The organism is Nostoc sp. NOS(2021), from assembly GCF_017115025.1.
In the GTDB taxonomy this organism is placed as follows: domain Bacteria; phylum Cyanobacteriota; class Cyanobacteriia; order Cyanobacteriales; family Nostocaceae; genus Nostoc.
This window is the reverse complement of the sequence record NZ_JABXKM010000283.1, coordinates 1-15105: the sequence shown is the minus strand read 5'-3', so window position 1 is coordinate 15105 and position 15105 is coordinate 1. Positions and strand designations below refer to the sequence as shown.

The 15105-nt window shown below is 43.9% G+C and carries 13 protein-coding genes; 6 read left to right on the top strand and 7 right to left on the bottom strand.

Going from position 1 to position 15105, the window contains the following annotated elements:
- A partial coding sequence (locus tag HWQ41_RS28020) for a hypothetical protein (protein WP_292770386.1) occupies positions 1-451 on the top strand: 451 nt, incomplete at its 5' end.
- Here HWQ41_RS28020 and HWQ41_RS28015 read toward each other — a convergent pair.
- From HWQ41_RS28015 to HWQ41_RS27995, 5 genes are all read right to left on the bottom strand, one after another.
- The gene (locus tag HWQ41_RS28015; RefSeq protein WP_292770385.1) at positions 448-2829 is read right to left on the bottom strand and encodes a phosphoketolase; all 2382 of its coding nucleotides are present in this window, start codon (positions 2827-2829) and stop codon (positions 448-450) included. The two genes, HWQ41_RS28020 and HWQ41_RS28015, sit on opposite strands and share 4 nt — an antisense overlap.
- 278 nt (positions 2830-3107) lie before the next feature.
- Entirely contained in the window at positions 3108-3470 is a 363-nt protein-coding gene (locus tag HWQ41_RS28010) for a type II toxin-antitoxin system PemK/MazF family toxin (RefSeq protein WP_292770384.1), read from the bottom strand.
- Positions 3470-3724 carry a hypothetical protein gene (locus HWQ41_RS28005; protein ID WP_292770383.1) on the bottom strand — a complete coding sequence of 85 codons (255 nt, stop codon included), beginning with the start codon at positions 3722-3724 and terminating at the stop codon, positions 3470-3472. The genes HWQ41_RS28010 and HWQ41_RS28005 overlap by 1 nt, the downstream gene beginning before the upstream one ends.
- 119 nt (positions 3725-3843) lie before the next feature.
- The gene (gene rimM, locus HWQ41_RS28000; protein ID WP_292770382.1) at positions 3844-4410 is read right to left on the bottom strand and encodes a ribosome maturation factor RimM; all 567 of its coding nucleotides are present in this window, start codon (positions 4408-4410) and stop codon (positions 3844-3846) included.
- Positions 4411-4495: 85 nt separating this feature from the next.
- Complete coding sequence (locus HWQ41_RS27995; protein WP_292770381.1) at positions 4496-5779, bottom strand: valine--pyruvate transaminase; 1284 nt, start codon at positions 5777-5779, stop codon at positions 4496-4498.
- 282 nt (positions 5780-6061) lie between these two features.
- Here HWQ41_RS27995 and HWQ41_RS27990 point away from each other — a divergent pair, with 282 nt between their 5' ends.
- A complete protein-coding gene (locus HWQ41_RS27990) occupies positions 6062-7171 on the top strand; it encodes an S-(hydroxymethyl)glutathione dehydrogenase/class III alcohol dehydrogenase (RefSeq protein WP_292770380.1) in 1110 nt (369 codons plus the stop codon).
- 150 nt (positions 7172-7321) lie between these two features.
- Positions 7322-7780 (top strand): DUF29 domain-containing protein, encoded by a 459-nt coding sequence (locus HWQ41_RS27985; protein ID WP_292770378.1) that lies wholly within the window; start codon positions 7322-7324, stop codon positions 7778-7780.
- A 49-nt stretch (positions 7781-7829) separates the two neighbouring features.
- Here the strand turns inward: HWQ41_RS27985 and HWQ41_RS27980 are convergent, their stop codons facing one another.
- Both HWQ41_RS27980 and HWQ41_RS27975 read right to left on the bottom strand, forming a co-directional pair.
- Positions 7830-9512, bottom strand: a complete 1683-nt coding sequence (locus tag HWQ41_RS27980; RefSeq protein WP_292770376.1) for an ATP-binding protein — start codon at positions 9510-9512, stop codon at positions 7830-7832.
- Positions 9513-9691: 179 nt separating this feature from the next.
- On the bottom strand, positions 9692-11608 hold the full coding sequence (locus tag HWQ41_RS27975; protein ID WP_292770374.1) for a GTPase family protein: 1917 nt from the start codon (positions 11606-11608) through the stop codon (positions 9692-9694).
- Between the two features lie 587 nt (positions 11609-12195).
- Here HWQ41_RS27975 and HWQ41_RS27970 point away from each other — a divergent pair.
- The 3 genes from HWQ41_RS27970 (at position 12196) to HWQ41_RS27960 (ending at position 14813) form a co-directional block, all read left to right on the top strand.
- Positions 12196-12486 carry a DUF433 domain-containing protein gene (locus HWQ41_RS27970; RefSeq protein WP_292770372.1) on the top strand — a complete coding sequence of 97 codons (291 nt, stop codon included), beginning with the start codon at positions 12196-12198 and terminating at the stop codon, positions 12484-12486.
- A 205-nt stretch (positions 12487-12691) separates the two neighbouring features.
- Positions 12692-13666 (top strand): AbiJ-NTD4 domain-containing protein, encoded by a 975-nt coding sequence (locus tag HWQ41_RS27965; protein WP_292770370.1) that lies wholly within the window; start codon positions 12692-12694, stop codon positions 13664-13666.
- Between the two features lie 343 nt (positions 13667-14009).
- On the top strand, positions 14010-14813 hold the full coding sequence (locus HWQ41_RS27960) for a PEP-CTERM sorting domain-containing protein (protein ID WP_292770368.1): 804 nt from the start codon (positions 14010-14012) through the stop codon (positions 14811-14813).
- The last annotated feature ends 292 nt before the right edge of the window (positions 14814-15105 follow it).

Sequence of the window (15105 nt, the reverse complement as noted above, 5' to 3'; positions counted from 1 at the left end):
TTCTGAGGTGGATGAACGGAGTTCTGAGGTGGATGAACGGAGTTCTGAGGTGAATGAACGGAGTTCTGAGGTGAATGAACGGAGTTCTGAGGTGAATGAACGGAGTTCTGAGGTGAATGAACGGAGTTCTGAGGTGAATGAACGGAGTTCTGAGGTGAATGAACGGAGTTCTGAGGTGAATGAACGGAGTTCTGAGGTGAATGAACGGAGTTCTGAGGTGAATGAACGGAGTTCTGAGGTGGATGAACGGAGTTCTGAGGTGGATGAACGGAGTTCTGAGGTGAATACACAAGATTCTAACTCTCCCTCTGCTCAAGAACAGGCTACCTGTATTGTTGGGGTCTTAAACCCTTTGATTTACGATAAAAAGAAACAACGGAGAAGTGGAAGACAAGGAAGAAAATTTTACCTTGTCCTTCTTGTCTCCCTTGTCTCCCTCATCCCCTCTTAATAGGGCCACTTCCAATCACGAATTTTCGGCATATCGTCGCCGTACTTATCAATGTAGTGCTTGTGTTCAATCAGCTGATCTTGCATCTGCTGTTTGACATAAGCTGCCCTAGATCCTAGTTTGGGCACGCGATCAATTACATCAATTACCAAATGGAAGCGATCGAGATCGTTAAGAACAACCATATCAAAGGGGGTGGTGGTAGTTCCCTCCTCCTTGTAGCCACGCACATGCAAGTTATTATGGTTGGTGTGGCGATAGGTTAGGCGATGAATCAGCCAGGGATAGCCATGAAAGGCAAAGATGATGGGTTTATCCGTGGTGAAAATTGTATCAAAGTCTTTTTCGCTCAAACCGTGGGAATGTTCGCTTTTTGGCTGTAGTGTCATCAAATCGACTACGTTCACTACCCGCACCTTTAAGTCAGGGAAGTGCTGGCGCAGAATGTCTACAGCAGCCAAGGTTTCTAAGGTGGGAACATCCCCAGCACAAGCCATCACTACATCTGGTTCGCCGTCTTGGTCGTTGCTTGCCCATTGCCAAATACCGATGCCTTTGGTGCAGTGCTTGATAGCAGCATCCATGTTGAGATATTGCAATGCTGGTTGCTTTCCGGCAACGATGACATTGACATAGTTGCGGCTTCTTAGACAATGGTCAGTTACCGACAGCAGAGTGTTGGCATCGGGGGGCAAATAAACGCGGACGATATCTGCTTTCTTATTGATTACATGGTCGATAAAACCGGGGTCTTGGTGCGAGAAGCCGTTGTTGTCTTGTCGCCAAACGTGAGAGGAGAGTAGGTAATTAAGGGAAGCAATCGGTCTACGCCAGGGAATATCTAAGGTAGTTTTCAACCATTTGGCGTGTTGGTTGAACATTGAGTCAATGATGTGGATGAATGCCTCGTAGCAAGTGAAAAACCCGTGACGCCCTGTGAGGAGGTAGCCTTCTAACCATCCTTGGCAACAATGTTCGCTGAGAATTTCCATCACCCGACCGTTGGGGGAAAGGTGGTCATCTTCAGGGTAAATCTCGGCTACCCAATTTCTATCTGTGACTTCCAACACGGCATCCAAACGATTTGATGCCAATTCGTCGGGGGCAAATATGCGGAAATTGCGACTTTCTTGGTTAAGTTGCATAACATCCCGCAGGAATTTGCCAGTAACTTTGGTAGCTTCAGCGATCGCTTTGCCTGGTTGGGAGACATCTACGGCATAGTATTGAAAGTCGGGCATATTCAGGTCATGCAGAAAAATACCGCCGTTGGCGTGGGGATTGTCACCCATGCGTCGATGACCTTTGGGAGCCAGTTCTGCTAGTTCGGGAATTAGCTTCCCGTTGCTGTCGAAGAGTTCTTCTGGTTTGTAACTCTTCATCCAATCTTCTAGGAGTTTCAGGTGTTCTGGCTGTTTGGCTATGTTGCTCAAGGGAACCTGGTGCGATCGCCAAGAACCTTCAGTTTTTTTACCATCGACTTCTTTGGGCCCTGTCCAACCTTTGGGGGTTCTCATGACAATCATCGGCCACTGGGGACGTTCGGTGAAACCATGTACGCGGGCTTCCCTCTGGATGCTTTGAATTTCGGCGATCGCTGTTTCTAGAGTCGCCGCCATCTGCTGGTGGACATCTGCGGGATCGTCACCTTCGACAAAGTATGGTTTGTAGCCGTAGCCTACAAATAAGCTTTCTAATTCCTCATGGCTGATCCGTGCCAGTACTGTTGGATTGGCAATTTTATACCCATTCAGGTGCAGGATCGGAAGTACAGCACCATCACGTACAGGGTTAAGAAACTTATTGGAATGCCAGCTAGTCGCTAAAGCACCTGTTTCAGCTTCGCCATCACCGACAACAGCAGCAACGATCAAGTCTGGGTTATCAAAGGCAGCACCATAAGCGTGAACGAGGGAATAACCTAGTTCCCCGCCTTCGTTGATCGAACCGGGCGTTTCCGGTGCAACGTGGCTGGGAATACCACCGGGGAAAGAGAATTGTTTGAAGAGTTTCTGGATTCCCTCAGCATCTTGGGAGATGTTGTGATAATACTCAGTGTAAGTCCCTTCTAGGTAGGTATTGGCTACCAGTCCTGGGCCTCCATGACCAGGGCCAGCAATATAGATCGTGTTTAGGTCATATTTTTTGATCACCCGATTCAGGTGAACATAGATAAAGTTCAGCCCTGGCGTTGTTCCCCAGTGACCCAAGAGCCTGGGTTTGACGTGTTCCAGCTTTAGCGGTTCTCTGAGTAGCGGATTGTCGAGTAGATATATTTGCCCAACGGAAAGATAGTTAGCAGCACGCCAATAGGCGTTTATCTTCCGTAATTCTTCATCTGTTAAAGGCTTTATTTGTGGAGTCGTTGCTAATGTCATTATCGACATTCCATTCCAAAAGGTTTTTGATGGATTCATCAGTATGCAATTTTACTGATTTTCCAGATAATGGCCATCTAACCTATGATGAATTTTCTCAGCCTTTGTGACTAAATTCCTTTTTTCTTGGCACAGGATGGAGAGCGATCGCTACCAGGGGTTGTTTAGTGACGCTATTGATTACAGCAGGTTTCATGTATTTGAACCACATCTGTCGTAGGGGCAATTCATGAATTGCCCCTACCGCATGGGCTATTTACCTGAAAATAGGTGTAATATTATAAATCTACATTTCCTTCATCATAATTATCTAATTCTAAAGTGTAATCTAATGCTACTTTTAGCATTAATAAATAATTATGAGAAAGAGTTCCTAATTTTCTGATTAATCGCTGTTTATCGATAACAACAATTTGATAACAAAGCACCACTGACTCTTGGGTTAAACCGCCTTCACCTGAAGGTATGACAATTGTACCTGGTATCAGAGCGCGTCGTAGATTAGTGGTTAAAGGAACTACTACGGATGTTGTTGTAAACTGAGCTAGTCTATCTCGCTGAACAATAATAACTGGTCGGATACCTGCTTGCTCTGAACCTCGACTCGGATTCAAATCAGCCAAATAAACATCTCCTCGCATCAAACTGCGTCCTCTTGCTGAAGTTGGGAGAGATAATCAGTTAAAACGGATTCTGCAAAAGCTAAATCTTCATCAGCAAACTCAGTTTTCAATGCAGCAGCCTCGACATCAGAAATAGCATCCCAATGCTGAATTAGTTTTTTTTTCTGGAGAGAGATAGCAAAATCTAATACTTCTTCTTGACAAGACAAAGGCAATTGGGACAATATTTCCAGCAGTTGCCTGTGAATAGTTGCTGTTGGATTTTCTGGCATCGTCACATTTCCTCGATTAATATATAGAGTATGTACTCTAATTTTCTCATCTTCAAGCTTTGCTTGTCCTGGAAGTATCTACTACAGCAAAACTAGCTAGAGGCAGATCAATTAATGACCTAATTATTAATTTCCAACAACCCAGGTGGAGGTGTAATTTCAATGCGACCAGATGGCAAGTCTACCACTGGTGCGATCGCTGGCACAAATGGAATCAAAACAGTCTTTTGCTTTTTGTTAGTAGCAAATGATTCATGCAACTTCACTTCTAACAAATCATTCCCCGCAGGGATGATATCTACCACCGTCCCAACGAGTTCGCCAGATGCTTGCATGAAGACTTCCAAACCAATCAAATCGAGGACATGATATTCATTTTCGCCTAATTGGGGGCGATCGCTTGCTGGCACCATTAACTTACAACCGCGTAACGCCTCCGCCTGATCGCAATTTTCCACACCAGCTAATTTGATCACATACAAGTTTTTGTTACTGATATAACGTCCTGTCAATAATTCGATTGGTTGCGGTTCTGTGTCACTTCCACGCAACAACCAACGTTTTCCCGGCACCTCAAACCTTTCAGGAAAATCAGATACAGGATAAACCCGTAATTCTCCAGACAATCCTTGAGGGGAAACAATCTTACCAATTTCTAGCCAATTATCTGATTTTTCATTTTTCATTTTTCATTTTTCATTTTTCATTGGGCATGGGGCATTGGGGAAAGAATTTTTGTAACTCCTAACTCCTAACTCCCTACTCCCCTAATCAAGCACTCACAACTGCACGCTGATAAGCTTCTTCAGCCACCTTTGCTAAACGTTGCATAGCAGTGACAATCTCCTCATCGCTACCAGTGAGGCTGATGCGGAAACATTGGTGCTTGTGCGCCCACTCTTCCTCTAAACCGGGGAAAAAGCTACTTCCAGGGACAATAATCACACCTACTTGCTTGACTCGTTGGTAAAATTCCCAATCGCTAATGGGTAAATCCTGTAACCACAACCAAGCAAAAATTGCTCCTTCACCGCGATGGAGAAACCAAAATAAATTCTTGGGCATCGCTTGTTCTAAGCTGGTTTCTAAAACGGCAAATTTATTTTGGTAAAAGGGACGGATGACAGTGTGAGAAATTTCCACCAAGGCACCAGAATTAATTGCAAAAGCAGCGATCGCTTGGCCGTAACGTGAAGAATGGAGACTCATATTTGATTGGAAACACTCCAGCACTTCAATCCACTTTTCATCCCCAATCGCAATACCAATCCTTTCTCCTGGTAATCCCGCTTTTGATAAACTCATGCAGTGTAATATATTATCACCAAACACTGGTGTCATTTCGGTAAAGTTCAATGCTGGGAAGGGAGGCGCATAAGCCGAGTCAATTAACACAGGCACATTGTAAGGCGCAGCCAGGGCAGCAATTTTTTTCACCTCATCATCTGTGAGGACGTTACCAGTAGGATTACAAGGGCGAGAGAAGAGGACACAACCAGTATTTTCTGTAATCGACAGTTGGCTGAAGTCGGGGCGATATTTAAATCGGTGGGCAGCTGCATCAATATCAAGAGTTGGCTTATAGGCGATTAGGGCTTTTGGAACTAAGCTGATACCGCCGTAACCTGTGTAGTCAGGACTCAGGGGCAAAACAATTTGTTTTAACTCGCCGCTAGGGGTGTAACCACCGAAGCTATTCACAGCGTAGAAGTAGAGGGTTTGACTACCGGGGGTGATCAGGATATTGCGATCGCTCAAGTTTAACCCGTAGCGTTTGTTAAAATCATTAGCGATCGCTTCAATTAACGGTGCATAGCCCTGACTTGAACCGTAGCGACAAACTACCTCACCATATTCTGGACTAGCCAAAAGCTGTGCAGTACAATCCCGCCATAATTGCTCTACCTCTGGCAAAATCAACGGATTACCAGCACTCAAATTAATAAACTGCTGCCCTGCACCCGCTCGTAATGTTTCGATAATATCCTTCATGATTGCTCTTACGCCAGTCAGGTTGGACATCTGAGCGCCAATTTGAGTTAGGGCAGGGTTCATAAGCTGTGACAAAATGTATTAATTGAGGGGTGGACAAATTATTTGGGGGTTGCTGCTGACATCCAGTTTACATCGTTGGCAAAACAGCTGTTACCGCCTTTAACTAATCTAGCTAGAGAATGATATCTTAACAAAGTAATATTTATCGTTATAGGGGCGATGTGCTGAATAAATACGATGAAGTGATACAAAAGTCTATCATGCGCTCAATATGTTTAACTGAAATAATCCCCTGCTTCAGCATTGGAGAGAACGTTAAAAAACTATATAAGAGGGCTGACATTGCAAGTTAAAGCAGCAGTAGCTTACAGTGCAGGTAAGCCGTTGACGATTGAAACCGTTCAACTATCGGGGCCGCAAGCCGGTGAAGTGTTAGTTGAAATTAAAGCCAGTGGGATTTGTCATACCGATGCCTTTACCTTATCTGGTGACGATCCCGAAGGTTTGTTTCCGGCAATTTTGGGACATGAAGGCGCTGGTGTGGTAGTGGAGGTAGGCGCTGGTGTCACCAGTCTGAAACCAGGGGATCATGTAATTCCCCTCTACACTCCCGAATGCCGCCAGTGCGAATATTGTCTGAGTTTCAAAACTAATCTCTGTCAAGCCATTCGCTTAACTCAAGCACGCGGTGTCATGCCCGATGGCACCAGTCGCTTTAGTCTCGATGGGCAGATGATTCATCATTACATGGGTACATCCACTTTTGCCAACTATACGGTGCTGCCGGAAATCGCCGTCGCAAAAATTCGGGAAGACGCTCCATTTGATAAGGTTTGTTACATTGGCTGTGGTGTGACTACTGGTATTGGTGCAGTCATCAATACTGCCAAAGTGGAACCGGGAGCAAATGTCGTGGTTTTCGGCTTGGGTGGAATTGGTTTAAATGTTATCCAGGCGGCGCGGATGGTAGGAGCGAATATGATTGTCGGGGTGGATATTAATCCCAGCAAACGCGCCTTGGCGGAAAAGTTTGGCATGACGCACTTTGTTAATCCTCAAGAAGTAGAGGGTGATTTAGTTCCCTATCTGGTTGATTTAACTAAAGGCGGTGCTGATTACAGTTTTGAATGTATTGGTAATGTCAAACTTATGCGTCAAGCATTAGAATGCTGCCACAAAGGTTGGGGCGTCAGCGTGATTATTGGTGTTGCTGGTGCTGGACAGGAAATCAGTACTCGTCCTTTTCAACTAGTAACTGGGCGCGTTTGGAAAGGTTCGGCATTTGGTGGCGCTAGAGGGCGTACAGATGTGCCGAAAATTGTTGATTGGTATATGCAAGGGAAGATAAACATTGATGATTTGATTACCCATGTGATGCCCATTGAGCAAATTAATCATGCTTTTGAATTGATGCACAAAGGTGAATCAATTCGCAGTGTGGTGACTTTCTAATTCGTAATTCGTAATTCGTAATTCGTAATTCGTACCTGATGCTTATGTGACAGTACTGCTTCAAATAAGGTTTAAATTTCTCTCTGAAACATAATTATTAATTTTTAAATTATGTAGACACTACAAACCTGAAAAACGGCAAAAAAACTGATGCAAAACTTCTATGAAGCAGACTTCTACAGTTGGACTCAAGAACAGGCTAACCTTCTGCGTCATCACCAATGGAACAAGCTTGACCTGCCCAATTTAATTGAGGAAATTGAATCTTTGGGAAGAAAGGAACGCCAAGAATTGAGAAATCGTCTTAATATATTAATTGGACATTTGCTCAAATGGGAATATCAACCAAAGCAACGCAGTCGTAGTTGGTTAGCGACAATTAGAGTACAACGACGGGAAATTCTGAAGTTGTTAAGCGAAAATCCTAGTCTGAAACCTTACCTTGAAGAAGCACTTCAGGAATCTTATGACAACAGTAGGGATTTAGCATCAGGAGAAACAAATCTGCCACTCTCAACTTTTCCCCAGCAATGTTTATATCCTTTTGAGGAAATTTTAAGCGATCGCTTCTATCCGGGTGAACCTACCACAGATGATTTAATGGATTGAGTTCCTTGTGCTGTTGCTTGTCTTGCTAATGAGAAAGTAGCAAAATTTGTTAACTTGATAATACACCATCAAAGTATCGATCAATTTCTGCCGTAAGTATTTCAAAGTCCACAGGCTTGGTCAAGTGGCATTTAAAACCAGACTTAAGCGCAAGCTCCTTATCCTCCTGACCACCGTAGCCGGTGAGCGCAATCAGAATTGAGCGACTAAATTTGGAGTCTTTACTCAGTTCCTGTGCAACGGCGAATCCATCCATGCCAGGAAGTCCGATGTCACAAATAATCACATGAGGCTCAAACTCTCTTGCAGTTTCTACCCCTGAAATTCCATTCTTGGCAATAGAAACTTCATGCCCAAAGTACTCAAGCACTGCTTTTAATGATACGGCTGAATCGTCGTTATCTTCGATGACTAAAATCTTCAACGATTTTTTAGCCGTCTCTATAATCTCCAGGTCGTTGTCCAAGGCTGTAATCTCTTCGCATACAGGGAGAGTGACTTTGAATTCTGCTCCCAAATTGATCCCTCTACTTGAGGCTTCAACATTACCACCATGAAGTTCCACAAGACTTTTGACTACCGAGAGTCCCAGACCTAGCCCGCCCCTTGAACGGTCTAAACTGCGATCGGCCTGGGTAAACGGCTCGAAGAGTTCTGGTAACATTGTCGGGTCTATCCCTATGCCTGAGTCTTTTACAGATAAGACTGCCACACTCCCTGAGCCATTCTCACCTGGAATAAATGAGAGATCCACCCAGATGATCATTCCATCTGGCTTGGAAAACTTTAAGGCGTTATCAAGAAGATTCCCAAAGACTTGGAAGAAGCGGGTGGAGTCAACATAAGCCCACACGGGCGTGTTTGGCAAGTCTTCTACTACGGTCAGGTTCGATCTCTTTATTGCTTGTGCATGGGCATTGAGACTCTGGCGAACCAAATCTACCAGATTAAACTTCTCAAGGTTTAATGAAATCTTGCCGTAGGTGATGGACGATATGTCAAGTAGCTCATCGATCAATTTCGAGAGGTGCTTAATCTGGTGTTGCATCATTAAAACTGTTTCTCCGACTGCGCCAGTCTCGCCCAACTTCAACTTGAGAAGCTGAACCCCGTTCGAGATGGGGGCTACGGGATTCCTCAGCTCGTGAGCTAGCATTGCGATGAATTTATCTTTAAGCGCGTTTTGGTTCGTAAGTTTCTGGAAAAGTTGAACGTTCGATATCGCAACTGCTGTAGTGTCGGTCAAAGTCTCAAGCAGTCCGATCTCTTCGGGCGTGGCTCGGTGTGGTGTACTCCAGTAGGCTCCGATCGCACCCAGTGGATCAGAAACCCGTATGGGAACCATCACTAAACTCTTGACAAAAGTCACTTTATAAGCATCAAGAGGAATTCGAGCATCCTGGTAAATGTCCTCAATCACGGCTGCTTGTTTATTGAGCATTGCCCAACCGGAGATGCAAGACTTGAGCGGAAAACGCATACCTTTCCAAAGTGGCCCGATGGCGTTTTCATCGACATAGTGGCAACATTCACCATCCCGCAGTACAAAAGTGACTCCATCAGCATTGGTGAGATCGCGTGCAGCCAAACGCACAATCTCAATAATTTCCTCAATAGTCCGCACACAAGCCAAATCCTTCACGACCGAAAGCAGCCGATTGTAAGGCGAGATGTTATGGCTGTGATGTGAATTCTGTTCTTGAGAGATGGAGGTTTGTAATATATTTTTCATAAAAGACATCTCCGAATAAAAAGGACGTCTGTGTAAAGCGGGTAGGTTTCAGCAGACACCTACTTTTAATCCTAATCTGAACTTTGATGTTAAGAGTAGCTTCACTACACTGCGTTTTGTACCCTACGGGAAGGTTGACGCCAACGCAATGACTAATCATCGCTGCGTAAGTCCTAAAATTATTTGGCGATCGCCAAATAATACTCAAATCGCTGCCGGAGTTGTTCAACCGTTAAATTTTGAGTCCAGTATTCCACTAGGGCGTGACCAAATGCCCAGGCGTTGCGATCAGGTGAAGCGGAGTTTTCCAGCAGTAGCGGCCAGAGGGATACCAATTCAAAGTTGAGCGGGTTAAGGTTCCCTGTATTCAAGAGCGAGAAAAGCTCATATCCCATTTGGAGTTTGCCAATCACAATCGGCAACTGTTCCACGGGAATTTGCTCTGCCAGCATATAGGCTAGGGCTGGAGATCCGGTTGATAGCGTAGAAACAAACTGGAGGACGGGACTTTTGAGCAATGCCGTTAGTCCCTGTGTTGTCGTCATCTGGAAGGTATAGTGGTCGATGATTTTGGCTGCGGCGACGATACGGGCTTCTAGGTTACGCAAAAAGCGGGCGAGACGGAGTTGCTTGGTAGGCGCGATCGCATCTACTAATCCTAACGATAGCGCCTCCACTCCCCAAGCGATTCGACTTGTTTTGCTATCACCTGTAACTACAGGTAGAACTAGATTACAGAAGTTTCCCAGCAGTTTTGCGCGATACTCAGTGGCTTCGCGAATGGCAATTTCTTTGGCGCGATCGCCCCATTCCCAATCATAAGGCGGTTGCCACTCGCGGATGGGACGCAGACGATCTACCTGGGTGACGATCGCGATCGCCGGGAAATCTGCAACTTCTGCTTTGATATCTTGCAAAAAGTCCACATCCATTTGCAGGGCAGGATCGAGGGCAGGGGTAGCTAACAGCAGCAAATCGGCGTTAATGGCATAATCAAGCACCAGATTTCGGAGGTCGGCACGGTTGACTTGTTCGTAACCAGGTGTGTCCAAAAGCGATAGGGTTTCCCCACTTTGAGTCTGCCATTGATAATTCTGAATACGATCGGTACTGGGTAAAACATCAACGGCTGCGAGATCCGCCTGAAATAGTGTGTTAATCAGGCTACTTTTTCCCGACCCCGTGCGCCCCACCAGCAGAATATTCACGGGTTTTTGCTCAACCGCCTCGACTGGTTGAGCTTGAGTCAAGATTTCTCGGAGTGTTTGGCTTTTTGCCTTGGGTAGAGTTTGTGTACGTGAGGTTGCTGAAACTGGTAATGTGCTACCTCCGTAGAGAGCGATCGCCTGCCGACATAAGTTTCTCAGGGCAGCTTCCCGAAATAACTGGCTCAAATTCCCCAACAATTGCTGAGTTGCCTGGTTACTAGAACCCTGGCTGGCTTGTTTTGCCACCGCCGCCACCGGATTTAAGATCCACTGTGCCCAATTCCAAGCTTTCCAGAATTTACGAGCCGATGGTTCCAACTTCCGGTAGACTTCATATCCTTGGTATGCTTGTCCAACCGTTACCTGATTCAGGATAGGGGATAACTTTTGCATCCACTGATCCATATCATCCACCGTTCCGCGAATCAGACCGTAAGCTTGGGGGACGTAAATGTTCAGCAGGGGATATTGAATTTGAGGATTGTAGATATGAGCGATCGCTACAACTAAATCCTGGCATCGCGTCCAAAAAGTTGGCCAGTCTTCCCAAATCGGGCGATCGCTCTGTGCTGCTTGCAGAATCTCTTGAAGGGCGCTTTCTGCAAGCTTTGTGACATCACTTCCCACTGGTAGCCCTACTGTATCCTCTGCTGTCGATTCCAATTCTTCGCGGACTTGGGCTAATACAGCTTCCACTTGGTTAACAGCAGGTTGAGTCCATTTAACCAACAGCCAACGCCAACCCACGAATAGAAGGGTGAACACGCCCCAAATCCAATTAATGCCCCACGCATGAATTTGCGAACCAGCGGCTACCAGTAAGAAAATGATGATAAAAGCGATCGGGATTGCCAAAACAACCCACTGCCATAGTTTTAATCGCACCATTGCCCCATACCTGCTTTGAAATGTTGGGAAATTCGAGTTTTTGCAAAAATTACTCTTATAAAAAGTCTATCGTCTCCAATCTAGGCAGGATGTTTGGTATTCTTGGATTAGGGGACTGACAAATAAAAAAATACTCAACTATTTCTTGTGGGGTGGGCGACACGAGCGCCCGTAGCCAAAGGCGGGCACCATGCCATTGGTGTCAAGTTAACGTGAAACCCTTGTCAAGAGGTGATTTTGAATTCATTCTCTTACCATCAAGATCCGCGTTACCCCACCCTAACCCTCCCCTTATAAAGGGGAGGGAACTGCATTTCTTTTTCCCCCCTTTCTAAGGGGGGATTAAGGGGGGTAAAACGTATGTCGGGTAAGCGTTTGACCTTAAGTTGACACGTATGGCACCATGCCCACCCCACAAGATTGGATAATTTATTTGTTGTAAGTCCCTAGTGCTAGACTCCTAATTATTAGGGATAAATGTTTTATTTTGCTGTGGGCAGCTAAATAACTGGACATTTATATTTCTAGATTAGAAGAAGTTTCAAATTGCTCAGTTGCTTATGGGAGCAAAATTTAGTAAACAAGCTATGCAAACCATTACCGACATTGGCACCCTAATTGTCAGCATACCGGGAACCTGTGGTGGTCGCCCTCGGATTGCGGGACATCGGATTACGGTACACAACATTGCGATCGACTTCAACGCTGGTATGAAACCGGAAGAGATAGTTTTCCAAAGACCACAGCTAATGTTGGCACAAGTTTATGCAGCGTTAGCTTACTACTATGCTAACCAGGAAGTAATTGACATCGAGATTGCCGCAGAAATTGAAGAATACGACCGTTTGGAAGCTGAATATACGGCGAAGAGACAGTGAGCCAAATTCGTTTGTAACGAAAAATCAAGGTTTTTAACCCACGGAGGTGGGTTTTGTCTGTGTAGCCGCGACTTCCAGTCGCCAGGGCTAGTAATAAATTAGACTTTTCAAATATTCTCTTAGACCACTGTCAGGGTTTTAATTAATACTAGGCTTCATTGATAAAACTGCTATCTTAATAAAGATATCCTCGATGTGATCTAGTATGTCATCAGCTAATTGTAAGGCAATAACTAAATCTGGAGAAAAATGTAAGCTCAAAGCTAATTCTTCTGGATACTGTCATATACATGAGCCTGAAAAAATTGCTGAATCCGAGGCGAAACAACATTTACCTGAAATGTTCGCAGATGAGGTTTCAGCCAAGACCTTTAGCCAACGACGAGGCTTGAAGCCAATATCTGAGATTATCCAAATTGATAGTATGAATGATGATCTACGCAATTCTCTTTGGAATGTATTAAGTGAAAAGTTATTTTTAGCATACTCCAAATACGTATCTTTCACAATATATTCGGGTAAAAGTATAGAATTTTTTATTAAGTATATGTGGAAAAATTATTTTAAGTTTCCTTTGGATAACTTGCCTGATAGTCGGAGCTTATCTGTAAGATGGTTATTCAAATATTTTCAAAATTGCCAATGGAATGAAGTTTACGAATTTCTTGAGATTACTATAAACTATTTTAAATCTCCGGAACTTGTAGAAGATATAAACTCTGTATTAGAAAGAGAACTGGCAGGTTATAGATTTGTCGCAGGTACATTCACAGATATCACTAATGAGCAAGAAATTGAAATGCTTGAGCAAGCAGTAGATGATCAAAATTTTCCTGCTGTCTCTAGCCATTTGAAGCGCTCCCTTGCTTTAATGAGTAACAAGGAAAATCCTGACTATAGAAACTCTATAAAAGAATCTATTTCTGCCGTTGAAAGTCTTGCAAAAGATATTACTGGAAAACCAAAGGCAACTTTAGGAGAAGCCCTGAAGGTTCTAGAAGTTTCTAACAAGTTACATCCTGCTTTAAAAAATTCATTCTTAAACCTGTATGGATATACAAGTGATGAGGGAGGTATCAGACATGCTATGTTGACTGAGCCTGATTTAACTACTGCTGATGCAAAGTACTTTTTACTTTCATGTACGTCTTTCATAAACTATCTGAAATCAAAGATTTAGAGTGCGATCGCTTTTTAATTAGATTTTAGGAGATATGGAGCGATTGTCTTCGATACATTCAGCGATCGCAAGCAAGAATAAAGACTGAATGGCTCAGGCTAAACTTGAGAACAATTTAAACATCTTCTCATAATGAAACGAGATTTAAATTGACTAATGAGGCGATTGTCTCCCACACACTCTGCAAACACAAGAAGAAAGATAGCGATTGACAAGGCTTTTTTTTGCCGATGAAACTTACATTACAAACTTGGGAATAATAAATCATGCTTGAGAAACATTTGTAATGAATCTCAGCAGATTAGGTGTATTTATCATCGGCGATTCAAGGAGCAAAATGTTAATGAAAGTGAGATCATCCGGGATTAAGCTAGGTTGTGCAGTTGTTAGCGGCAGTTGTTTAGCAGCAGTGGCGATCGCTTTAAGTGGAGCAAGTGCAATTGCTGCTCAATTCATCACAATTGAAAGCACTGGCACATTATCAGGAACTATCGAACTTCCCAGAAATAATCCCAATTTCAATAACAGTATTACTCGTATTGATACGGATGACACTGGAACTTATTACCGGAATTTAGGTACTAATAATAATCCTAATTATGTTCCTGTATACCAGTCAGACTATTTACAGGTAAAAACACGCTCTGATGGAAGTCTGCATGACTTTGTTGACTTTAAAGGTATTCCGATTGTCTCGTTTGATGGTGTTCTCACATCGCCGGTTCTCTCTGGTGGTCAGTTAACTCCCTATAAATACCAAGGACAATTGGCAGGAACCACATTTCAAGGAGTAGTTCAGGATGAATTTAATCTCACAAAAGCTTTCTACACTGGTACTGTCACCGACCCAGACACCGGAAAGCAGTATCAAGGCACTTTTGAAGTGAGTGGATATGGGGAACGATATAGCGATCGCAATGGTAGTTTAACTCCCACAGTCTTTGATTTCCAGTCCGATATCCCAGGTTTGCCAAGTGTAACATCCTTGACCATAACTAACGCTATCTTGGCGAATTTAACAATCAAAGTACCTATCAATGAAACTTCTATTCCAGAACCTGCAAGCGTTCTCGGAACCCTGATGGTAGCTGGTTTTGGCATCGTTTTGAAAAGAAGAAAAGACATCTGCCCTAAGAAGATGTTTTAAAAGTATTGGGCGAATATAATTCACTACTACACAAAGCTTAGTCCACCTCCGTGGACTCTATACAAAATCAAGGGTTTGCTAACCTGCGGAGGTAGTTTTGTGTGTGTAGCCGCGACTTATAATCGCCCAGGTGAGTCTTAACAATTCAAAATTCAAAATGACGCTCGCAGACTCGCTAACGCTACGCTAACAAAATTCAAAATTAAAGAAATTTCAGACGGGGATTTAAACCCCGACTGAAATGGGTGCTACATGTAGATTGCAGTTTCTTAAACCCTTTAATTTACGATAA